General features: G+C 59.0%; 21 protein-coding genes. 14 read left to right on the forward strand and 7 right to left on the reverse strand.

Features of this window, described 5'->3' with window-relative positions:
* Window positions 1-130: 130 nt before the first annotated feature.
* The 7 genes from ACJ7C5_RS11700 (at window position 131) to ACJ7C5_RS11730 (ending at window position 9,668) form a co-directional block, all read left to right on the forward strand.
* Entirely contained in the window at window positions 131-1,222 is a 1,092-nt protein-coding gene (locus ACJ7C5_RS11700) for a PA0069 family radical SAM protein (RefSeq protein WP_412703973.1), read from the forward strand.
* A gap of 196 nt (window positions 1,223-1,418) precedes the next feature.
* The gene (locus ACJ7C5_RS11705; protein WP_412703974.1) at window positions 1,419-2,309 is read left to right on the forward strand and encodes a hypothetical protein; all 891 of its coding nucleotides are present in this window, start codon (window positions 1,419-1,421) and stop codon (window positions 2,307-2,309) included.
* Window positions 2,310-2,427: 118 nt separating this feature from the next.
* The gene (locus ACJ7C5_RS11710) at window positions 2,428-2,904 is read left to right on the forward strand and encodes an NIF family HAD-type phosphatase (protein ID WP_412703975.1); all 477 of its coding nucleotides are present in this window, start codon (window positions 2,428-2,430) and stop codon (window positions 2,902-2,904) included.
* A 660-nt stretch (window positions 2,905-3,564) separates the two neighbouring features.
* Complete coding sequence (locus ACJ7C5_RS11715; protein WP_412703976.1) at window positions 3,565-4,596, forward strand: tyrosine-type recombinase/integrase; 1,032 nt, start codon at window positions 3,565-3,567, stop codon at window positions 4,594-4,596.
* Window positions 4,597-4,692: 96 nt separating this feature from the next.
* On the forward strand, window positions 4,693-6,522 hold the full coding sequence (locus ACJ7C5_RS11720; protein WP_412703977.1) for a hypothetical protein: 1,830 nt from the start codon (window positions 4,693-4,695) through the stop codon (window positions 6,520-6,522).
* A gap of 46 nt (window positions 6,523-6,568) precedes the next feature.
* The gene (locus tag ACJ7C5_RS11725) at window positions 6,569-8,635 is read left to right on the forward strand and encodes a hypothetical protein (RefSeq protein ID WP_412703978.1); all 2,067 of its coding nucleotides are present in this window, start codon (window positions 6,569-6,571) and stop codon (window positions 8,633-8,635) included.
* A gap of 733 nt (window positions 8,636-9,368) precedes the next feature.
* Window positions 9,369-9,668 (forward strand): helix-turn-helix domain-containing protein, encoded by a 300-nt coding sequence (locus tag ACJ7C5_RS11730; RefSeq protein WP_412704038.1) that lies wholly within the window; start codon window positions 9,369-9,371, stop codon window positions 9,666-9,668.
* A 468-nt stretch (window positions 9,669-10,136) separates the two neighbouring features.
* Here the strand turns inward: ACJ7C5_RS11730 and ACJ7C5_RS11735 are convergent, their stop codons facing one another.
* Together ACJ7C5_RS11735 and ACJ7C5_RS11740 are read right to left on the reverse strand one after the other, a co-directional pair.
* Entirely contained in the window at window positions 10,137-11,126 is a 990-nt protein-coding gene (locus tag ACJ7C5_RS11735) for a hypothetical protein (protein WP_412703979.1), read from the reverse strand.
* A gap of 2 nt (window positions 11,127-11,128) precedes the next feature.
* Complete coding sequence (locus ACJ7C5_RS11740) at window positions 11,129-11,269, reverse strand: hypothetical protein (RefSeq protein WP_412703980.1); 141 nt, start codon at window positions 11,267-11,269, stop codon at window positions 11,129-11,131.
* Window positions 11,270-12,477: 1,208 nt separating this feature from the next.
* Between ACJ7C5_RS11740 and ACJ7C5_RS11745 the strand changes: the two genes are divergently transcribed.
* From ACJ7C5_RS11745 to ACJ7C5_RS11760, 4 genes are all read left to right on the forward strand, one after another.
* A complete protein-coding gene (locus ACJ7C5_RS11745; protein WP_412703981.1) occupies window positions 12,478-12,618 on the forward strand; it encodes a hypothetical protein in 141 nt (46 codons plus the stop codon).
* 98 nt (window positions 12,619-12,716) lie between these two features.
* The gene (locus ACJ7C5_RS11750; protein ID WP_412703982.1) at window positions 12,717-13,250 is read left to right on the forward strand and encodes a hypothetical protein; all 534 of its coding nucleotides are present in this window, start codon (window positions 12,717-12,719) and stop codon (window positions 13,248-13,250) included.
* A 316-nt stretch (window positions 13,251-13,566) separates the two neighbouring features.
* Window positions 13,567-13,821, forward strand: a complete 255-nt coding sequence (locus tag ACJ7C5_RS11755; protein ID WP_412703983.1) for an STAS domain-containing protein — start codon at window positions 13,567-13,569, stop codon at window positions 13,819-13,821.
* 107 nt (window positions 13,822-13,928) lie between these two features.
* The gene (locus tag ACJ7C5_RS11760) at window positions 13,929-14,444 is read left to right on the forward strand and encodes an arsenate reductase ArsC (RefSeq protein WP_412703984.1); all 516 of its coding nucleotides are present in this window, start codon (window positions 13,929-13,931) and stop codon (window positions 14,442-14,444) included.
* Here the strand turns inward: ACJ7C5_RS11760 and ACJ7C5_RS11765 are convergent.
* The 5 genes from ACJ7C5_RS11765 to ACJ7C5_RS11785 are packed head-to-tail and all read right to left on the reverse strand — an operon-like array spanning window position 14,423 to window position 18,429.
* Window positions 14,423-15,508, reverse strand: a complete 1,086-nt coding sequence (locus ACJ7C5_RS11765) for an ArsO family NAD(P)H-dependent flavin-containing monooxygenase (protein WP_412703985.1) — start codon at window positions 15,506-15,508, stop codon at window positions 14,423-14,425. The genes ACJ7C5_RS11760 and ACJ7C5_RS11765 overlap by 22 nt on opposite strands.
* A gap of 24 nt (window positions 15,509-15,532) precedes the next feature.
* Window positions 15,533-16,519 (reverse strand): thioredoxin-disulfide reductase, encoded by a 987-nt coding sequence (trxB, locus tag ACJ7C5_RS11770; protein ID WP_412703986.1) that lies wholly within the window; start codon window positions 16,517-16,519, stop codon window positions 15,533-15,535.
* Between the two features lie 3 nt (window positions 16,520-16,522).
* The gene (arsB, locus tag ACJ7C5_RS11775) at window positions 16,523-17,578 is read right to left on the reverse strand and encodes an ACR3 family arsenite efflux transporter (RefSeq protein WP_412703987.1); all 1,056 of its coding nucleotides are present in this window, start codon (window positions 17,576-17,578) and stop codon (window positions 16,523-16,525) included.
* 20 nt (window positions 17,579-17,598) lie between these two features.
* Window positions 17,599-18,090, reverse strand: a complete 492-nt coding sequence (locus ACJ7C5_RS11780; protein WP_412703988.1) for an arsenate reductase ArsC — start codon at window positions 18,088-18,090, stop codon at window positions 17,599-17,601.
* Window positions 18,091-18,114: 24 nt separating this feature from the next.
* Window positions 18,115-18,429: an ArsR/SmtB family transcription factor gene (locus tag ACJ7C5_RS11785; RefSeq protein ID WP_412703989.1), complete on the reverse strand. Its 315-nt coding sequence runs from the start codon at window positions 18,427-18,429 to the stop codon at window positions 18,115-18,117.
* Window positions 18,430-18,469: 40 nt separating this feature from the next.
* Here ACJ7C5_RS11785 and arsH point away from each other — a divergent pair, with 40 nt between their 5' ends.
* From arsH to chrA, 3 genes are read left to right on the forward strand one after another with little or no spacing between them, the layout of a single operon-like run.
* Window positions 18,470-19,210 (forward strand): arsenical resistance protein ArsH, encoded by a 741-nt coding sequence (gene arsH / locus ACJ7C5_RS11790; protein WP_412703990.1) that lies wholly within the window; start codon window positions 18,470-18,472, stop codon window positions 19,208-19,210.
* A complete protein-coding gene (gene arsC / locus ACJ7C5_RS11795) occupies window positions 19,207-19,626 on the forward strand; it encodes an arsenate reductase (glutaredoxin) (protein ID WP_412703991.1) in 420 nt (139 codons plus the stop codon). Before arsH ends, arsC begins: the two co-directional genes overlap by 4 nt.
* A 54-nt stretch (window positions 19,627-19,680) precedes the next feature.
* Complete coding sequence (gene chrA / locus ACJ7C5_RS11800; protein ID WP_412703992.1) at window positions 19,681-20,880, forward strand: chromate efflux transporter; 1,200 nt, start codon at window positions 19,681-19,683, stop codon at window positions 20,878-20,880.
* Window positions 20,881-20,885: the final 5 nt, after the last annotated feature.

The raw sequence follows: 20,885 nt of genomic DNA on the forward strand, positions 1-20,885 counted from the left end.
GCTGTGGATAAGGTTGGGCAAAACCTTATCGCCAGACGACCGAATGGCCTACAGCTAACTGAATTTCAGGGTCTTGCGGTGGTTGTGGTTAGCAATAATACTAATGGCCCAACCTTCCCAAGTTGTTGTCATGGAACAGGATGCTCGAAAGGCCCAAGTTCCCCTCAAAGGTAGAGGGGCCGCATCGCGTGTCCCAAGCCGTTTCGATACCACTGCAACAGTGGGAGTCGACGATGGCTGGGAATCGGTCTACCAGGAGATGGGAGACGCGCCACGGCTGAGAACTCAGGTGCAGGAAGAGCGAGCGCGCACGGTGATCAGCCACAACTCATCCCCCGACGTTGGGTTTAGCGCGTCGGTTAACCCGTACCGCGGCTGCGAGCATGGGTGCGTTTACTGTTTTGCTCGCCCTTCTCACTCCTACTTAAGCCTCTCACCAGGCTTAGACTTTGAGACGCGCCTGTTTGCAAAGACAAATGCCCCGGAGCGGCTCAGAGCAGAAATTAGCAAGTCGAGCTACAAGTGCGCCCCGATCGCATTAGGGATAAACACAGACGGCTATCAGCCGATTGAAAGGAATTACCAAATTACACGCCAATGCCTTGAGATACTTGCTGATGCCAAGCATCCGGTGAGCTTCGTCACCAAGAGCGCCTTGATCACCAGGGACATCGAACTGCTGGCGTCGATGGCCAAGGATCGGTTGGTTACTGTCTACTTCTCGGTCACTACGCTGGACAGGAAGCTATCGGCAAAACTGGAACCAAGAGCTGCCGCTCCCCACGCCAGGCTGCGAGCAATGAATCAGCTGCACGAGGCAGGAGTGCCGGTGGGGGTTCTGATCGCACCCGTCATCCCCATGATCACGGACCATGACCTAGAGGCTATCCTTCAGGCTGCTCACGACCACGGCGCTCGTGCCGCAGGCTACGTGCTCCTCAGGCTCCCTAACGAGATCAAAGACATCTGGAAAGAATGGCTTGAGCTGCACTACCCCGATCGGGCCGCGCACGTGCTCAGCTTGATGCGGCAGATGCATGGAGGCAAGGAGTATGACGCAAGCTTCGGCACGAGAATGTCCGGGACCGGGCCAGTGGCAGACCTGATCCGCAAGCGGTTTGAAAAGAAGCATCGTGAACTCGGACTCACTAGACTGCCGGCCCTGGCCACTCATCTGTTTCAGCCTCCTAAGGAGAACTCTCCGCAGGGTCAACTCTTCTAACCAGACTAAAAACGTGGCGTCAGAAGCAAGATTCTGCAGCCGACGGAGTCGGAGCGGTACCTACCGGGCCATGGATCATTAGGATCTCGAGTACTGATACCATCTCCCTAAGAGGAACCGGCATCTCCCTCGTAGCTATTTCAGAAGGCTCTTCAATCAGTTGGTTATCCCGCTTCCTGATGGCAAGGAGTAGCGTATGCCCAAGCAAGTGCGAGGTCTATCAGTCTACCGAAACACAATTGAACGGCTGCCACAGTTTCGTCTCCTCAGTAGCCCACTCACAGATGACCAAGCGGCGACTCTGGGATTTGAGAGTGTTCCGCCCGCGGGCGCCTCCATCGTCCCCAGCGCCGAAGGGCCCGCGACGCTCTTCAATGCCAGAGGTAAAGAAATCATCAGAAGGGATCTTCCGATGATCACCAATTCTCGATCGATCAATACATCGTGGAAGGACTGGCATGGGTACACCCACCACGGTAGTCAGACAAGATCCTACGAGGCCTATCCCAGGGAGCACATCGCACCACCTGGTGAATTCCTGACCGCGGTGGAGACCGACAGTGGTATTGCGATGGTTACAAGGGTCATAGACCGCACAGAGTCAGAAGAGATCATCGCGAACCTTCTCAACATTTATCTTGAGTGCTTCCCGCGCTTTGATATCGTCGATACGAACTTAGCGGTACCCGTCAGAGTCCAAAAGATCAATTGGCGCATTCTTCCTCCAGGGACGTTCCCATTCGACAGAGCAATGCAAGTACTAGATAGCTATCTGGTACAGCTGACGGACGCCGACCGCATTGTCGCTGAGCAACGCATTCGGACAATCACGCGCCACGAACCTGACTTCATGGCAGTCGGGCTAGGCGGATTTAGCGAGTACATTGTCTTTGGATTTACGCGTAGGCGGCGGTACGTACTCGAAAGCCCCGAGACTGGCAATGCCACCTACATTTTCCGGAACGAATGGGAGGAAGTGTCCCAGCTCACCAAGCGTCAAATCCTACAGGAGCAGCTGCAGGAGGCAAGGATTGTTCATACCTCACGTTGGCCCATAGAAGTGTCAGAAGCGATACAGCGGCAGTAGAGTGCCTTTGGCAAAGTCTAGGCCTCAGATACAAAACCCGTACCAGTAGGGTCACGCGATGGACAGCGAGCCGCCGAAGCGGCAATGTTGGCTCCCGAAACGTACGTAGGAGCTTCCCATGACGCCAACAATACTCGCGCTGGACCTGGAAGGGACGCTCATCTCTAACGCAGTCAGCCAGATTCCTCGCCCCGGTCTGTATCAGTTTCTGGAGGATGTCCGATCGCAGTTTGAGGAGCTTGTGCTCTTCACCACGGTTCCCGAGAACCTAGCGCGACGAATAGCGGATGTGCTGATCAGCGAAGGAAGTGCTCCGGCATGGTTCGCGGGTCTTCGCTACATTGATTGGTCCGGCAAGACGAAGGACCTGTTTTACGTCTCCGATCGTCTTGGAGATGCACTTCTGCTTGATGACTACAGACCCTACGTCCACGTGGGACAGGAGCACCTGTGGATAGAGATACCGCTCTTTGGTTCACCTTACTCGCCTGAGGACGACGCGCTGCACCAGGCATTTGACCGCGTAAAGTCGCGCGTCAGACAAATACAGGCTCATGACGCGCCACAGGAAACGACCGGCGAGCAGCCACTATGAATACTGTCGAGATCCTTCGCTAGATCCCCGACGCATCTGGCTTCGTGCAGGCGTAAGTAGCAACCCTGACGAAGAGGAGAGTAGTTCCAGCGATCGCAACATGCCGAGTGTGCGGTGGGTCTTCGGTGGCGAGCTGCCACCGCACCTATCGATCCAGACTCCCTCTCAAACGCACTAGAAACGACAAGCGAAAGCAGAGTTTGCGCAGTTCGGCGATCAGTTCTCACGACGCTTCTTCACATTCACCGTACCAGTAGGCTCACGGTCGCGCGTAAAGCAATGATTACGAAAGAGCTTTAGATGATAATAAGAATCCTTTAGTTTGTTAACGTACCATTAGGCTCACGACCAAAAAAGAAATTTGCGCGTCTGGTAGCTTTCGGCGCCATGAACTACGACGCTGAAATCTGCACGGTCAAAGCGCAGCCGCCCGCGCAGCCAGAGGGGAACCCGGCGCGCGGCGTGCCGCTCCCGAAAGGGTTCTGTTTCTTGGTTAGCAGGTCCAGTGGTTCACTCGTTCTCCCTGCCTTCGAATTCTTCGCAGACTCACATCTCACTGTTGGGCCTGAGCCGAAGTTATCCTGCAGTGAGAATACGGCAGCAGCAATTGCGGCTGACCTAACGGACTACCATCACTTTCTGGACGCCAGAAGAAAGTGCATGGCGGACACCGACGAGCAACTTCTCCAAGGCTACGCGCTCACATTGACTGAGCTGAACTCGGTGGTGACGCACGAGAAGCTAGCTGCGGCAACCATCCATCGGCGATGGTCATCGGTGACCAAGCTGGTCGCCTTCTGCGCAAAGCGCGGTTACCTCAAGAAGCCGCCACCTATCGTCACCAAGCCTACAAAGCGGGGTGATACCCAAATCCTGGACATCGACGTCGACCTGCCGCGACTGAACGATCCGGACGAACTGATTACCGCGCTGCATCCTGAGACTGTCACTGGGATCCTTGATGGACTGGGCCCTACGCCGGTGGTGGAGCATCAGGGACTTCTTGAACTGGCATCAGCCACCACCGCCCAGCGACTGATGGGCGAGCTCTGCTACAACGCTGGCCTGAGAAGGGCAGAAGTGTGCGGTCTCAAGGCGGCAACGATCCTCGCAATCCGAACGGACAGGCGAGATCCGCTGAGCGCGGTAGCCATCTCCGTGATTGGCAAAGGAAAGAAGAGACGGAACGTACCCGTGCCCGTGTGGCTAATAGATGCATTGAAGCGCTATGCGGAAGACGTCAGACAGCGGCTCGTTAACCTCCGGTGTCGCCACGACAATCGAGAGGATCATGGTTTCCTATTCGTTCTTGACACCAACGATCGCAGGCATGTCGGCAATCCGATAACGCCGCAGATGTTCGACCGTCATTTCGCGATTGCCAGAGACATGCTCCTCAGCCGACTGTCCAAAGGGGGGGAACTCGCTCGATATGAGTCAACGCTGCGCGAGCGGATCACGATCCATGCGCTTCGACATACCTTCGCGCTTTACACATACATGGAAAAACGTGCGCAAGGAGATAGGGACGCGATCAAATATGTTCAATCCGTGCTAGGGCACACCCTTCGAGACACCACCGAAGCCATTTATCTCCGAAGCGCAAACGCGTTTGAAAGCGAAACCAGGGAATCGATCCGGTTGCACATTGAAGCTCAGCCGTTCATGCGAATCGGTCCGCCTCAAAACTGACTTCAAGAGCACAGCTCGAGCTAGGCCTTAACCCGTGGGGACAACTGCGTAGGCAACGCTCCCTCTGACCGAACAACACCTCAGTTGGAACCAGACATGGCAGGAAAGAGGACCGCTCAGCTAAGGCATGCACTAGCAGAAAAGGACGACGTCCGATCCACAAAGAATTGGTCAGTCCTTGAGCGCCCAGGACGATTGGAAGCAGTGTTCAGGCGTGCAGAGGGTCTGCGGGATAACATCGTCAACCTCAGCCGGTGGAAAAGCATGGGTGAGGTGGCGAAAGTGTTCGCCGAGGCGTACTGCATAGCCTATAGGAGTAGCAGGGAATCAACTCGCGCGTCAGCCGCCGGCAACATCGCAAGCGGCTTTTGCCAATATCTTGCCCTCAAAGGAGTAAAGATAGACGTACCAGGCGCGATCCCGACAGGACTGGGAATGGCTTTCCTGGAATATCTGAAAGGGCGAGACGCTGACCACCCGGTCGCACTGTCGGTGGAGACACAACGCCACTACTACGGCGCGTTCAAGAAGATAGTGCTTCAGCTCCATAAAATGGATCCGAAGTGGGAGGCAATTCGGATTCCGCCGAAGCCGTTCGCCGGAGTGCCTAGGAAGTCTAAGCCAAAGGAACTGGACAGTGCGGCATGGGCTGCTGTCATGAGGGCAGCCATCGAGGAGTGCATCCTGACCATGGATGAGGTTTGGCCGCAATTAGACCGAGTCCGCACCGCCATAACGCGAAAGAAGAAGGGCGGCGCTGTGGATCTGACCGATCCGGCCCAGGCAGTTGCCCAGATCTTGACAGATTTCGACGGGCATCTGCCTCGCCAGTCGCAGGTCCGCCAACTTCCTGGAGTCAAGAAAATCAGTGAGAGCGACTACTTCCACCTGAGAAAGCTAGCTCATCCGATTGGCGGCGATCTCATTCCATTCTTCCTGGTTTTGGCCATGCATTCGGGGTTCAACGAGCAGCCCCTTCGAACACTGACACTCGGCGGTATCTCGGAGCACTATCCGCTTGGCCAGAAAAGGACAGTAATCAAATCGTCAAAGATACGCGCCAGCCAGTCAATAAAAGGTGTGCCTCAGCGGGCAGTCTTTCCGGCTAGCGATCATCCGTTGGCACCTGAACGACTGATTCGATTCATACTGGATTGGACGAGCCGTATAAGAGAGTACGCCGTCGGCGAGCTGGCGGAAGACTTCTTTCTTCACGCCGTATCCGAAGGGGGAAGGCATGCGCGCCGAGGCATGCTTATCGACTCGTACTCGGCACGAACAGACGACGTGAACACGCGCATTACTGGATACATCACGCTGTTCTGCAAGCGGAGGGGACTCAAGTATTGCGGAACGCGCGCCAACAGACTCGCGTTCTCCCAGGCTGTTGATGGGCTGACTGACGGCGACGCATTCGAACTTCGGGCAATGCTTGGTCATCGCCTCATTTCTACTGCCCAAGACAGCTACCAGACCAATAAGATGCAGCTCCGACAGAGGGAGCAGCTTGGGGGGGCGATGTCGGTACACGAACGTTGGGTGACGTCCAACGGGAAGATTGACACCCGCTCTTCCTCCAGCTCTCGGGAGCGCACGGCCACCACTCCAGGCTTCCTCTGCGCCGATCCCTATGAAAGTCCCCAACCAGGGCAGCGTGATGGAAAGCTATGCACTAGTTATGGAGCGTGCCCTGCGTGCCCACATGCTGCCGCAGACACAAACGAAGCATACGCATTGGCACGGTTCCTTCAGTTGCAGGAGCTCTACGAGGAAGCGAGGGCGGAATTGGGGGGCGAGATATGGAGAATAAAATTCCAGCACGCCTACGCCGCGCTCCGTGATTGGTGGATACCCGCAGTGAGCAATGAGGTGAACAGAGATCTAGCGACGACGATCATTCTGGCCCCGTTGCCGGCGCTCGAGTAGTTGTGAAACAAGTTGCACGAAAAGTCCATCTCTAGGATTCAACCCCATGCCCCCCGCCAAAGAACGTAAAAGAGCGGCCCAAGAGAGCCTGCACCCCGCATTCCAAGTCAGCTACGAAAGCGATCTGTGGATCTTCACTCAAACTACGGTCGGCCAGTCTAAGGATGTCGTAGAAGTTGACTGGTCAATTCCGGTCATTCGGGGAGAGCGTTTGACGGATCGCAAGCATCGCAGACTGCTCTCCGAGCTGAAATGCTTTCTTAAAGCCGCCATCGTCGAGGACGCGGTGCGGATGACGGTCGGTTCCATACCCGCGACACATATGGGGCTTAAGGAGCTGGTGAAGTTCATGGGCAAGAACGACATCATCTCCCTATTTGATATATCCACGGCTCTCAGTTGGCAGTACGTTGAGGATCTAGAAGAGCAGTACATGGCTGGCGGAACCAGTATTGGAAAAGACAGGTCATGGACACATGCCACCGCTTACAAGCTGATTCACCCTCTCACCCAGATCCATGAAATGGCGGCTAGTCTCCGCGAGCGAGGCGGAGAGGCTCCGTGCGAAGCTCCGTTCGACGGAAGGAGAACATACGATGTTGTTACAGGTCCGCTTGGGCTCGCTCGCACGGGCGGGCTGATGCCGATCCCGGACGAGATCGCAGTGCCCATTCTCTCTTACGCAAGCGAGTGGATTGAGTACGGCTCGGAAGATGTCATCAGACTCCAGGGTGAAATCATCCCAATGCTCATCAAGGCGAGGCAGCTCACCGGACTAAGGCGGACCAGTCAGCTTCGTAAGATCAGGCGGCACATCGAGAATTTCCAGATGAGTCTGATCCCAAGCAGCCAAACCCCGTGGCATGAGCCGTTGACCCCGACCGACCGCACTTCGGAGTCTGGGGACGAGTACGAAGTAAGTGGCCTCCAGAGCCTTAGAAGACTGATCCTCATGACGGAGAGCGCTTGCAGTTCGTTGCTGCAAGGCTGCACCGGTATTCGAGCGCATGAGCTAATCGGGCTATCCCTCGACCATGATTCGACCTTACAGCACGGCATCGTTAGGTCAGTCGCCTCCCTGGATGGGCTGATGGAGGTGTTCTCCATTTGCGGTATCTCCGCCAAGAGAGAAGCAACTCCCCATGAGTGGACCGCTGGATTGCGCCCTCTCGGAACAGATCACCAACCGCTTCCGGTGAAAGCAATTGATGTGCTGGTGCGCCTGATGGCACCTTGGAGAGCGCTCGCGGGCTCAACCGCTCTGATGCTGAGCTTTGTCCACGGCAAGTCGCTGCCGCACACCGCCGACGGGGTTGGACGAATGACCGCATCCAGAAACTCGCTGATGCAGCGGGAGTTCGCCGTCGAGGCGCTGATCAAGAAGCGGGGCATCGATCTAGAGCAGGCGATGTATGAGGTGCGCTCGCTGCGTCCGCAACGATGGAGGATAACGTTTGCGCAATATGTGTTCCGTTCAAAGCCAGAGCTGATGCCCGCGCTACGCACACATTTTCGGCATATGAGCGAGCAGATCACCGATCAGGGTTACATCGGGAATGACGCTGCATTGCTTGAGAACCTGGAGGGAGAGAGAGTTATGGAAACATCTCGATTTCTCGTCCAGATCACGCTCGGAAAACCGATCGGAGGAGGGCCGGCACAGAGGCTGCTTGCACAGCATGCAGAGTCAATGAGTAGAGCCTTGAACGACTGCGAAGGTGAATCCTTGATCGAAAGGGCCGTAGCATACGTACAGGAGATCGACCTCAGGATCTGGACGGGGACCTACGCAAGCTGTCTTATTGACGTCTTGCCCGGCCACTCGAGCTGCAAGCCGGAAGCAGGTCTGCTCGCGGTTCGCTCCGCACCGAATTTCGCCGTTCGGTCTCCGGGGCTCTGTGCGGGCTGCAAGTGCTGCATCATCCTGCCGGAACATCGGGATTTCTGGGAGGCTCGTCTTCAGAAGAATCAAGTGATTGTCGAGGCGCAGCGAACTAGGCCGAAGCATCAGACGTCAAAGATCGCCGCAAAACGAGTTCTTCAGAGCAGAACGGTTCTGAAGATGATTTCGCAGGCTAGCGGGGACGGTTCCGATTGTTCCTCCGAAAGTTGACGACATTATTCTCTTCAATTCTATTGCCAGGGCGCTTTTGCAATCGGGAGACCGCAAGCTGAAGAGAAGCGTTGTAGACATTGGCCTTATATAGAAGGGCCTTTAGTCGAGCATTCTCGCTCCGGAGCTTGGCGAGCTCCTCCGTCACCGAGCCTCGTCTCTCTTCCTCGGCCGCCTCTTGAATCTTAAGCCAGACATGTCCAAGCCGAGCGTGCCTCGACCCAAAGCTGCCTCTGTTCACACCGGCCTCCACCGCGACGGAAGTGGGCGTGATGATCCGGTGTCCCGCAGCCAGTTTGAACTTCAGTAGCTCATTAGTAGGCTGTCCCTTTGCGAGACGATCAAGAGCTGCCAGTGCCTTCTGTTCCACAGAGTTTGGTCTGGTCATACTGCCGTCCTCTTACAGGAGATCTTCGAAAGATACCCTATTCGCAATTCAACCGTCGGACTGAGATGCAACTCCCGCACCTATTCCCGTAGCCAAGGCGCAGCCATCGGTCGCGCGTAGTCGATAGACCTGAGATATGCCACAGAATTTCTCCTGCGCACTGCGCACTGCGCACTGCGCTGTGCCTGGCTAGCTCTAACGAAACGCTCGCCCTCGGGCTGTCCAAGCTGCAGCGAGTCAGCACAGTGAAGCGTCGCGGCCCGTCGCACGGGATCCTAATGGGATTAAATGCGCTCGTAGAACTCCAATTGCTAGAACAATGAGCAGAACCCCGCGCATATGAACATGTTTCCCTTACGCACACCCTTTGAAATCGTTAAGGTACTAGGAGAGCGCATCCGGCACCGGCGGCTCGCTGCAAACCTAACGCAAGCCTATTTGGCCGATAAGGCATGTGTGTCCCGACGGGCATTGGCCCAACTGGAGAGTGGTGGCGGCTCCAACCTGGTCACGCTCGTCAGTGTCCTAAAGGCGCTAGGCTTGGAAACCGAACTCATGCAGTTGATTCCGGCGCCCAAGGTGAGTCCAATGGCGATGCTTAACCTCGGGAAGAGGAGTAGACGCCGTGCGACGCCGCGAGAGTAGTAGGCGCATACTCGCCCCTATCGAAGGCGTCCGTCCGTGCTCGGCATGAATGAGGTGCGCTTTGGAGTCGCGCCCGCTTTTGGCCGGAAGCGGGCGCCCAGGGGCGGGTAGCGATTGTCTACATGAAGCTGGGCGATTCGCAGTATTTATTGCTTCAAAATTCCGCGAGCGGATTTCAGGCTGCAGCCGGAGATCTGGTGGTTAGGCCACGGTTCCGCGCCTAGCCTCTTCCTATCGGTCATGCCGGCTGAGCTTAGGCAGGGGTTCGGTTCTTCCGTCACCAGACCAGAATTTGTCGGGAGACTCAGCACTCCAGGCGATCGGCAGCGGCCAGCACCTCTACATGGATCTAACAAATGCACTGTCAGACGTGCGGAACAGTGTCGACCGCCAGTCGGCTCATCGGAGCACGATCTTCCATCAGTCCTTCATGGCTTGACCCGCAGCTCAGGACTGCGCCGCAGTCTGCTACTTCTTTAACCTGAAAAGGTCTAATGGCCTGGGAGGACTGGCGTTTGCCATGGTGGACTGAGGGCCTGCAAGGATCGCCGAGTTACGGCTTGGGTGCTCGGGGAAGTGGCGCGGGGGATAATTGATGAGAGCGATCGGAAGCTCAGCCAGATCATCGTCACCAAGATCCCCGAAGTCGTCCATCACCATTTGAGGTGTCACACCGTCAAACGCGTACCCTCTATTGATCAGTGCGAACCCCAGCGGGAAGCACTTCATGATCCAGAGCATGCTCGCGCTACCGTACCCCAGATGTGTGATGGAGTAGTCCCTGGTCAGCACGACGCCTGGATGCGGGAAAAGCCAGTAGCACAGGCTCAGGGAATTGGGGAATTTTGCCGAGGGATCGGTAAGGTAGTTCTTCAGTACGTCTGTCAGCTCCCCCTTGTTGAACCGATCAACGCCTTGGGAACACAGGTGGCCGATCACCGAGCGCATGATGCGTTGGGGTCGTACGCGCACGTACTGGAGAGCCGGAATGTGAAGTACTGACGTGGTTAGCGCCGTCACCTTCTCCACCAAAGAAATCAATTCAGGGTCATAGCGGGTACCGAGGATGTCTCGATTGCAATGCTCGCAGAGTGATCTGAACTGAACGCCATTGTTGAACTTCTGGTACCGGAACTTTGACCCGTCGCGATAGGGAGCCATTACTTCGGAGACGCGCAATGGAACGCGCGGGGCCCATCCCTTGGGTGGACAGTGATCCACGGTAAGTGGGCCGACCTCGCCACAGATGTTGCACCTCCCGACCTGAGGACCGCGCGTTTGTTTGATGGGCATCGGGGCAATCCATTTGCTGGTTTCGAGGATGGTGGAGGCGGGACTGGCCACGTTGACCAGGTTCGGCCGCCCCGAGTGGGAAAAGACTTCCAACGGTGGCGGATGCGCCGGCGTGAGCTGCACCCCAAAAAAAAGGGCCCGCAGCAATGCGGGCCCTTCATTCATCATCACTTCTTCTTGGTGGGCTGCGGCGACGGACGGTTGTGTTCCTTTTGAGTGGTGCGCGGGTGGTTCTCCGCGAAGCGCTCGGTCACAAACCGGCCAGTCTCCGAGCTGCGGAAGTCCGCGGGGCCCTTCTTACTGGACATATCTGATCCTTTTTGCGAGATCTCTCCAGAAGATGCTCTGCTCCAAGTCCTGGGCACCCGGACCCAACGACTGGGTCCGGGGCCTTCCTATCAGCCCTTAACGGCGCGGATGGGAGCGGTAATGACGGATGACGTGTTCCACACGGCCGAATCGACGGCGGGTGTAAGCACGTACCGGTACATTCTTGGTACGCATAGCTCTCTCCTTCGGAGAAGGTGAGAGGAGCGCGGTCTCGCCAAGAGAGCTCCAAGTCGCCCGGGCGTGTTATTGACACACTTCGGTCAACCGTGGAACCATTGTCCAGTCGAAGCCAAACGACAAGACGGTACTTGGCAGTCTGACAGGTGAGTCCCCTCTGGCACTCGCTCCTGTCCCCGGCCTTGTTACCTAGGAATCGCGCTCTAACGCGACCCTCGGTGACGTCTACATTGTTAAAGAACTGACCCTCGCCCTAAACAGCGGGGGTTTTTTCGTGGGCGTATCACACCCTTGATCGAACATTAACCGAGGCGACTCGGTTCAGTCAAGCGATTTCGGTAAGTCGAGAAAAAATCTTAACGTTAAGCCGTCTATTTGGCCCGTAGCGGCGATTCCAGCCCCACCAACTTATCCTGATTAGCAATTGCTTTGGAATTGCACACAGCGCCTCCTAGGGCCATTCGGACGGGGTATTACTTTTGGCCAGTGCGAGTGGAGATCCTCGCCGAAGTCCGGCCAAAGTCGGCAAACATCCGAGATAAATTCCTCCAAAAGTGCTCAATTTTGCGCAATCGTCAGCGAAAATTCCTTGCCGAAGCCGGATTTGGGCCAAATCCAGTCAGAAATTCCCTACCACAGCTTTTGCCCTTCCGCCTCAGACACTGTCAATTGAGTTGCGCCAGGAGGTGCTGCGGGCGGAATCGGCGGTAGGCATGAAGCAATTTGCGCCGCCCCTGGTCCCGCTCCCGGCTATTGGGAAGCCGCCGTCGACCAGATGTGAGGAGCAAATTTTGCGCATTTCGGGGATTCCGAGGGCTTGGACAGTAAACGACCGGACCATCTGATGCTTTCTCGTTTACTATGTTTTTTCGCCGAGTGATCCCATTAGATCCTTATGTACCAAGGCCTTGCGCCTCATTGGCGCAAGATATCGATGATCGCTCTATCTAGATGCTCCAATGGGCGTGCTCTCTAATTTAAAGCACTCCCCATTCCGTGGAACATTACTGTGGAACAGCTCTTCCAGCAGTTTGGCGCCATCAACCCGGCCGCATGCGCAATTTTTGTCCTGGCTCTCTGCGCTTTTGCAGTGGCTTGGAAGGTCCTTCATATCCTCGGCAAGATCATTCGTAATAAGGATGACAAGTGAGCGCCTGGGGCAGCTTCCCTTCATGGCCTGTAGGGCCCTTGGCCCTCGGCCCCTTACGAGGCGGAGCCAACAAGCTGACCGGGAGGCACATCGCTGCGATGAAGGTCTTCATCGCGGTAGCGATCGAGGTGGACTTCACTACCCGATCAAGCGAAATCACCAATGATCGCCTGACTCACCTGACGGGCCTGTCCCGTCCAATGCTCCTGCCAGCTGTGGAGACTCTGGCGGACAGAGGCGTTTTGAATTTTGACAACAGCGGCTATCGCAATCGCTTCACTCAGGTCCCTAGTGCGGAGAACACGCGCTGGACCAAGGTGCCAGCGGACCTTGCAACCAAGGCCATGCAGCAGTTGCCAAATCGAGGCGTGACGGTCCTGGCTGCGTTCAAGATCTATCTGAAGCTCCTCGAGAGCCGCTCGAAGGGCAGCTCCAAGACGCTCATCTCCCACCGGAAGCTCGTGGAGGCCATGTCCCTAGCTCCCCGCGATGTTGCAGCCGGTATCGACCATCTGGTTGCCAATCGCCTTGTCCATGTAAGGCAGCATCCGACGCTGAACACCGCAGGCCACCCGGTCAATGAGTACGATCTCAGAGGGCCGCTCAATGGTCACGGTGGACCAGCCAATTGAAGCCTACAGAGCGAGGTCCAACTCGGGCAGATCATCGCGGGCACGCAACCCCGTCGCTACACGTCCTCCGCCATTGGCGTGCACATGAGCACGCCAGCACTACTTGGAGGAGTGGATAAAATCCTGCGCTGTCTGTCACGTTCGGAACTACGCAGATCATGCCGTCTGGCTCTCCAACCGGACCAACTCCGCCTCATCTAAGGTGCACCAGTAGGCTCACGCCCACCAAGACACTGAAGCGCCCAAGTAACTGTGGACAACTACTGATCCTCTGAGTGTCTGCTTTTGGCCGATAGCGGACATAGGGGCGCGGCGCATGTCCTTTGCGTCCGCTGGCCAGTTCGTGAGCAGCTTCAACTACCTGGATGCCCCCAAGAACGTCAAAATCGATCTGGAGAACGCCCACTTCTGGGACCTGACCGCCGTTGATGCGCTCGACAGGGTCGTGATGAAGCTGCGCGAGCACGGAGCGACCGTTGAAGTGTCCGGTCTCAACGATGCAAATGAGACCTTGGTTGACCGCCTGGGGAAGCACCGTACTTCAGGCGCCGCGCTGTCGTCGGGTCATTGAATGAGCGAAGCGGGCACCGAAAGGTGCCCGCGTCCTTTCCGGCAGTCATCGAACTGACATATGGCAAGGTAATACTTCGATTATTCTAGATAAATGGTTGCGATGGTATGCGTACCCTGAATGTTCTGTTCCTCTGCACAGGCAACTCGGCGCGCAGCATTCTTGCCGAGGCACTAGCCAACCATTTAGGGCGCGAACGTATCCGCGCTTACAGTGCCGGCAGTTATCCCAAGGGCGTAGTTCATCCAGTGGCCCTGCAGGTGCTCTCGGAGATTGGCTTCGACGTTGCCGGGCTGTCGAGCAAGCCGTGGGAGGCATTCGCAGGTCCGGAAGCACCACAGATGGATCTGATCGTGACCGTGTGCGATCGCGCCGCGGGTGAAGCGTGTCCAGTGTGGCCAGGTCACCCGGTTACGGCTCACTGGGGTATCCCCGACCCGGCTGCAGTACAGGGCAGCGCGGAGCAGGTCCACAAGGCGTTCCTGAGCACGCTTCACCAGCTCCAGCATCGTCTCGGCTTGCTGTTGGCGCTCAAGCCTGAAGCGCTGGACCGCATGACCCTGCAATCGCAGGTGCGGGCGCTGGGCAATGGCGCCGAGGCTCAGGGGCCAGACGGCGGCTGAGAAACAGCCCCGACGTAGTCGCTGATCTGCCTTACTGCCTCGCGCGCGTATCGGGTCACCCCGATCAGCGTGGCCGACGCTGCCCCATTCCAGTCACCATACCCAAGCAGCCAGACCGATGGCGCTGCGACCGAACGGACCTGGGTGTCATCCACGTCGATACGACCCTGGGCGTTGACCAGGCCCAGTCCTTCCAGGTGCGACAAGGCCGGCCGGAAGCCGGTGCACCAGATCACCGCGTCGAAGTTGCGTTCGCTGCCATCTGGCCACCGCATGCCGGTGGTGGTGAAACGGACAGGTGGCGTCATGGAGACCAGTACGCCGCGGCGCCGTGCGTCCACCACCGGCGGCACCATGACGATGTCGCCTAAACCACCCTGCGGAAGATCCGGTTCGCGTCCTTCCTGCTGAGCCCTCCACTTCTCGGTTGCGCGTGCGAACAGAACGCGCCCGTCGACATCGTCGGCCAGGAAGGCTGGCTTGCCCCGGGTGATCCAGGTGGTGTCGGCCACCTTTGATACCTCGGCCAGAATCTGTGCGCCTGAGTTGCCGCTGCCGATGATCGCCACGCGCATTCCGGCAAAGGATCCAGGATGGCTGTAGTGGGCCGAGTGCAGCTGCACGCCGCCGAATGCGTCCATGCCTTCATAGTCGGGCGTGTAGGGATGCCGCCAGGTACCTGTGGCGCTTATCACTGCACGCGTATGCCACTGTCGGCCGTCATCTGCTTCCACCAGCAGCCGGGCTCCCGAACGACTGACGCGTTCCACCTGCACGGGACGGATGACGGGCAGTGCATATTTGTGCTCGTAGCACGTGAGGTAGTCCAGCACTTCCGCCTGCGACGGGTACGGTTCCCGGGTGGCGGGCATCGGCCAACCGGGAATCGAGCTCCAGCTTGCCGGCGAGAACAGATGCAGAGATTTCCAAGCATGCTGCCAGGCCCCGCCAGGAGACGTCTCGGCATCAAGAATCACATGGGACAGCCCGCTGCGACGCAGGAAGTAGCCGGCCGAAAGACCCGCCTGGCCACCTCCGATCACCACCACATCGACGTTGTCCATCTGGACTTCCTCCCACCGCTGCACTCAGGCGGCGTTCTTGTGCTGCTGTTGATCGGAGATCTTGAGTGCATCCAGATAGCGTTCCGCGTCCAGTGCGGCCATGCAGCCGAAGCCGGCCGAGGTGATCGCCTGGCGATAGTGCTGGTCGGCCACGTCGCCGGCGGCGAACACGCCTGCCACCGAGGTCTGAGTGGCGTTGCCGCCCAGGCCCGAGCGGATTTCCAGGTAACCGTTGTTCATCGCCAGCTGGCCGTCGAACAGCTGGGTGTTCGGGTGGTGGCCGATGGCCACGAAGAAGCCGTGGGCATCGATGTCGCGGGTACTGCCGTCCAGGGTCGACTTCACGCGCACGCCGGTCACGCCGGCCTCGTTGCCCAGCACTTCCTCCACCTGGTGGTGCCAGACGGTTTCGATCTTGCCGGCTTCCACCTTGGCGAACAGCTTGTCCTGCATGATCTTTTCCGCCTTGAGGGTGTCGCGGCGGTGGACCAGGTAGACCTTGCGGGCGATGTTGGACAGGTACAGCGCTTCTTCCACGGCGGTGTTGCCGCCGCCGACCACGACCACGTCCTGGTCACGGTAGAAGAAGCCGTCGCAGGTGGCGCAGGCGGAGACGCCGCGGCCCTTGAATTCGTCCTCGGTCGGGATGCCCAGGTACTTGGCGGTCGCGCCGGTGGAGATGATCAGGGCGTCACAGGTGTACTCGTGGCTGTCGCCGATCAGCTTGAACGGGCGCTGCGACAGGTCTGCGGTATGGATGTGGTCGAAGATGACCTCGGTCTCGAAGCGCTCGGCGTGGGCCTGCATGCGCGCCATCAGGTCCGGACCCATCAGGCCATGAGCGTCGCCCGGCCAGTTGTCCACCTCGGTGGTGGTCATCAGCTGGCCACCCTGCTGCAGGCCGGTGATGACGACCGGCTTCAGGTTGGCGCGGGCTGCATAGACAGCGGCGGTCCAGCCGGCCGGGCCGGAACCAAGGATCAGCAATGGAATGTGTCGGGTGGTGCTCATGGCTCAGCGGCTCCGTGCGGCAGGAAAGTAGCGCTTGCCCAGCCGCAGGGCGACATGGACCAGCAGGATCAGTACCGGCACTTCCACCAGCGGGCCGATGACGGCGGCGAAGGCGACCGGCGAGGCCAGGCCGAAGGCCGCGATGGCTACCGCGATGGCCAGTTCGAAGTTGTTGCCTGCCGCGGTGAACGCGATCGCAGTGGTGCGTGGATAGTCCTTGGCGATCAGCTTGCCCATGAAGAAGCTGATGACGAACTGGATGATGAAGTACAACGTCAGCGGGATCGCGATGCGCACCGCGTCCATGGGAATCCGCAGCACGTCACCGCCTTTCAGGCTGAACATCGCCACGATGGTGAACAGTAGTGCGGCGAGCGTTATCGGGCTGATGGCAGGCAGGAACTTCTCTTCATACCACTGCACGCCCTTGCGCGCCTTCAGCCATCGACTGGTGAGGAAGCCGGCCAGGAACGGGATGCCCAGGTAGATCAGAACCGCCTCGGCGATGGTCCAGACGCTGACATCGATGACGCTGCCCTGCAGTCCGAACACCGGCGGCAACCAGGAAAGGAAGAACCACGCGTAGACGCTGAACAGCGCGATCTGGAAGATCGAGTTGAATGCCACCAGGCCGGCCACGTACTGGCCGTCGCCGCGGGCGAGCTGGTTCCACACCAGCACCATGGCGATGCAGCGCGCCAGGCCGATCAGGATCAGGCCGGTCATGTACTCGGGGTAGTCGCGCAGGAACAGCACCGCCAGGCCGAACATCAGGAACGGGCCCACGATCCAGTTCTGCAGCAGCGAGAGCATCAGCACGCGCTTGTCGGCAAAGACGGTGGGCAGTTCCTCGTACTTCACCTTGGCCAACGGCGGGTACATCATCAGAATCAGGCCAATGGCGATCGGGATGTTGGTCGACCCTACGGAAAGGCTGTTCAACGCGCTGGGCACGCCTTCGAACAGCGCGCCCAGGCCGACGCCGAGCGCCATGGCGGCGAAGATCCACAGCGTCAGGTACCGGTCCAGAAACGACAGACGGGAGGTGTCAGTGGTCATGGGGGTTTCCGGGAAGACGGTCAGTGGATCTGCGCAATCGGATCAAGCTGGGCCTTGAGAGACGCACGGTCATCCCATGCCCCGTCAGGAATCTCCAGGAAGGCCTTCAGCCGGGCCTTGATGATCTGATGCGCCCGGTCGAACGCTTCAGCCTTCTGTGCATCCGAGCCTTCCACACCGGCCGGGTCGAACAGGCCCCAGTGCACGCGCACGAAATCGCCAAACACAACCGGGCACGCCTCGGCGGCCGCGCTGTCGCACACGGTGACGATCAGATCCATGGCAGCAGCATCCGCTTCGGCAAATTCGTCCCAGGACTTGCTGCGCAGGCCCTCCACCGGGAAGCCCTCGCGCTGCAATTGGGCAATGGCGAACGGATTGACCCGACCGGCTGGCTGGCTGCCTGCACTGAAAGACTGATAGCGGCCTTCGCCCCACTTTTTCAGGGTCGATTCGGCCAACACGCTGCGCGCGGAATTGCCGGTACAAAGGAACAGAACACGACGGGTCATTTTGGCGATCTCTGGGGTAAGGGGTCAGCAGCCTTCGGGGCGTTCACAGGCCTGTTCGTCGGCACAGCAGTTTTCGGTGAGGTAGGCCACCAGCGCGTTCATCGCCACGAACTCGGCCCGGTAGCAGATGGTCCGGCCACGTTGCTCGGCGCTGATCAGTCCCGCGGCCAGCAGTTCCTTCAGGTGGAAGGAGAGCGTGGCGCCAGGCAAAGAGAGGGCTTGGGCAATGTCGCCGGCCAGCTTGCCGGCGCCACCCGCCTGGACCAGAAGACGGAAGATCGACAGGCGGGTGGCATGACCCAGGGCTGCCAAGGCGTGGGTTGCGTTCTTATGTTCCATGATTCTAGAATAATCGAAGCAAAATGACAGGACAACCCCCGTGCAGCAGATCCCCAACGTGGTCCCGGGTGCCATGGATATTCCCACGGCCGCCAAGCTCAACGATCCGGCCGCGCAGCCACACCGGCCACGCATCCTGATCCTGTACGGTTCGCTGCGGCCGCAGTCGTTCAGTCGCAAGCTGGCGCTGGAGGCGCGGCGGCTGCTGGAGCAGCTTGGGGCGGAAACCCGCCTGTTCGATCCACATGAGCTGCCGATGCTTGACTCGGTGCCGGCCACCCACCCCAAGGTGCAGGAGCTGCGCCAGGCCTCGCTGTGGTCGGAAGGGCACGTTTGGGTCAGCCCGGAACGCCACGGCACCCTTACGGCGGTATTCAAGAACCAGATCGACTGGCTGCCGCTCGAAGAGGGCAGCGTGCGACCCACCCAGGGCCGTACGCTGGCAGTGATGCAGGTCTGCGGCGGTTCCCAGTCGTTCAACGTGGTCAACGCGCTGCGCGTGCTCGGCCGGTGGATGCGGATGGTGACAATTCCCAACCAGTCCTCGGTGGCCAAAGCCTGGCAGGAGTTCGATGACGACGGTCGAATGAAGCCTTCGGCGTATTACGATCGCGTGGTGGACGTGATGGAGGAACTGGTCAAGTTCACTCTGCTGGTGCGCGGGCGCAGTGACTACCTGGTGGACCGCTACAGCGAGCGCAAGGGGGCCGTCGAGGCGGCGGCGCTGGCCGCTGCCGCAGGCGTGGTGGAGACCGTTTTGAACCAGGAGGAAAGCGCGTGAACGCTGTCATCTATCACAACCCAAAGTGCGGCACCTCGCGCAATACCTTGGCGCTGATCCGCTTTGCCGGGATCGAGCCGGAAGTGATCGACTACCTGGCCAACCCACCCAGCCGCGCTCGTCTTGTCGAACTCATTACGGCGGCAGGGTTGAGCGTGCGCGATGCCATCCGGCAGAAGGGAACGCCGTATGACGAGCTCGGGTTAGGCGACGCAGCACTGAGCGACGACGCGCTGCTAGATGCGATGCTGGCGCACCCGATACTCATCAATCGTCCTCTCGTACAAACCGATAGGGGTACTCGTCTATGCCGGCCTTCGGAAGTGGTGCTGGAGATCCTGCCGCCGCTGCCCGGACCGTTCCGAAAGGAAGATGGAGAGTGGGTGACCGGGCATACCGGAAGCTCGACGCTGTGATCCCATTGCCAGGCTGGGCTTGCCACCGCTGAGAACCACAGGAGGTCATGCCCCATGCCGGCGCTGAATCCCACGACAAGCGACAGCGCATGGCGCGTCTTCCTGGTGTTCCTGCGACTGGGGCTGACGTCGTTTGGCGGTCCAATCGCCCACCTGAGCTACTTCCGCCTCGAGTTCGTCGAACGCCGCCGTTGGCTGACGGACTGTAGCTACTCCGATCTGGTGGCCCTGTGCCAGCTACTGCCAGGCCCGGCCAGCAGCCAGGTAGGCATGGCGCTGGGCTTGCGTCGCGCCGGCTGGCCTGGCCTGTTGGCCGCTTGGGCCGGCTTTACGCTGCCGTCGGCCGTGCTGATGATCCTGTTCGCTTTGGGCGTTGCCAAATACCAGGCCATCATTGAATCCGGCTGGCTGCATGGCCTGAAGATCGTGGCAGTTGCAGTGGTGGCCCAAGCAGTATGGGGAATGGCCCGATCCCTGTGCCCGGATCGTCTACGGGCAGCGATGGCGGTTTTCGCGGCTGTGTTGACCTTGTCCATGCCCTCGGTCGCCGGCCAGATCGTGGTGATCATCGCTAGCGGACTGGTCGGTCGCTGGATACTGAATATCGAACCGGCTTCCGGCCAATTAGACGGCGGCTATTCCGTCTCGCGAAGAACCGGCACGGTGGCACTGGTGCTACTGGTCCTGCCGCTTGTTCTGCTGCCCTTGTGGGCGGTGGCTAGCGGCTCCCCCTTGGCCGTGCTGTTGGAGGGTGTGTACCGCGCTGGCGCCCTGGTCTTCGGCGGCGGCCATGTCGTGCTGCCGTTGCTGCAGACCGCGGTTGTCCAAAGCGGCTCCCTGAGCACGGCGGACCTGCTCGCCGGGTATGGTGCGGCGCAGGCGGTGCCGGGCCCTCTCTTCTCCTTTGCGGCTTACTTGGGGGCTATGGCCGAGGGGTCCCTCGGTGGCTGGGCAGGAGGCCTTGCGCTGTTGGTGGTCATTTTCCTGCCAGCCTTTCTTCTGCTCGTGGGGGTGCTGCCGTTCTGGGAGTCCCTGCGCCACCGCAAGGATCTCCAAGCTTCGATTGCAGGCGTCAATGCCGGGGTGGTCGGCGTCCTGCTGGCGGCGTTGTATGACCCGGTGTGGACCAGTGCGATCCATGACCGATGGGATGTCGCGATGGCACTGGTTGCGTTTGGGCTACTGGTCGTTGCGCGTGCTCCGCCGGTCCTGGTCGTGTTGCTGGCTGCCGTGGCGGGTTGGGCGATGACGTGACAACG

Source organism: Nocardiopsis yanglingensis (genome assembly GCF_045809185.1).
Classification (GTDB): Bacteria; Pseudomonadota; Gammaproteobacteria; order Xanthomonadales; family Xanthomonadaceae; genus Stenotrophomonas; species Stenotrophomonas yanglingensis.

Bases quoted from the DNA above. Each gene is read 5' to 3' on its own strand.
- ACJ7C5_RS11710 (WP_412703975.1), top strand. From the start codon at position 2,428: ATGACGCCAACAATACTCGCGCTGGACCTGGAAGGGACGCTCATCTCT.
- ACJ7C5_RS11715 (WP_412703976.1), top strand. From the start codon at position 3,565: ATGGCGGACACCGACGAGCAACTTCTCCAAGGCTACGCGCTCACATTG.
- ACJ7C5_RS11755 (WP_412703983.1), top strand. From the start codon at position 13,567: ATGTCCTTTGCGTCCGCTGGCCAGTTCGTGAGCAGCTTCAACTACCTG.
- ACJ7C5_RS11780 (WP_412703988.1), bottom strand. From the start codon at position 18,090: ATGACCCGTCGTGTTCTGTTCCTTTGTACCGGCAATTCCGCGCGCAGC.
- trxB (WP_412703986.1), bottom strand. From the start codon at position 16,519: ATGAGCACCACCCGACACATTCCATTGCTGATCCTTGGTTCCGGCCCG.
- ACJ7C5_RS11750 (WP_412703982.1), top strand. From the start codon at position 12,717: ATGAAGGTCTTCATCGCGGTAGCGATCGAGGTGGACTTCACTACCCGA.
- ACJ7C5_RS11760 (WP_412703984.1), top strand. From the start codon at position 13,929: ATGCGTACCCTGAATGTTCTGTTCCTCTGCACAGGCAACTCGGCGCGC.
- ACJ7C5_RS11735 (WP_412703979.1), bottom strand. From the start codon at position 11,126: ATGAATGAAGGGCCCGCATTGCTGCGGGCCCTTTTTTTTGGGGTGCAG.
- chrA (WP_412703992.1), top strand. From the start codon at position 19,681: ATGCCGGCGCTGAATCCCACGACAAGCGACAGCGCATGGCGCGTCTTC.
- ACJ7C5_RS11785 (WP_412703989.1), bottom strand. From the start codon at position 18,429: ATGGAACATAAGAACGCAACCCACGCCTTGGCAGCCCTGGGTCATGCC.
- ACJ7C5_RS11765 (WP_412703985.1), bottom strand. From the start codon at position 15,508: ATGGACAACGTCGATGTGGTGGTGATCGGAGGTGGCCAGGCGGGTCTT.
- ACJ7C5_RS11730 (WP_412704038.1), top strand. From the start codon at position 9,369: ATGTTTCCCTTACGCACACCCTTTGAAATCGTTAAGGTACTAGGAGAG.
- ACJ7C5_RS11720 (WP_412703977.1), top strand. From the start codon at position 4,693: ATGGCAGGAAAGAGGACCGCTCAGCTAAGGCATGCACTAGCAGAAAAG.
- ACJ7C5_RS11725 (WP_412703978.1), top strand. From the start codon at position 6,569: ATGCCCCCCGCCAAAGAACGTAAAAGAGCGGCCCAAGAGAGCCTGCAC.
- ACJ7C5_RS11700 (WP_412703973.1), top strand. From the start codon at position 131: ATGGAACAGGATGCTCGAAAGGCCCAAGTTCCCCTCAAAGGTAGAGGG.
- ACJ7C5_RS11740 (WP_412703980.1), bottom strand. From the start codon at position 11,269: ATGTCCAGTAAGAAGGGCCCCGCGGACTTCCGCAGCTCGGAGACTGGC.
- arsB (WP_412703987.1), bottom strand. From the start codon at position 17,578: ATGACCACTGACACCTCCCGTCTGTCGTTTCTGGACCGGTACCTGACG.
- ACJ7C5_RS11705 (WP_412703974.1), top strand. From the start codon at position 1,419: ATGCCCAAGCAAGTGCGAGGTCTATCAGTCTACCGAAACACAATTGAA.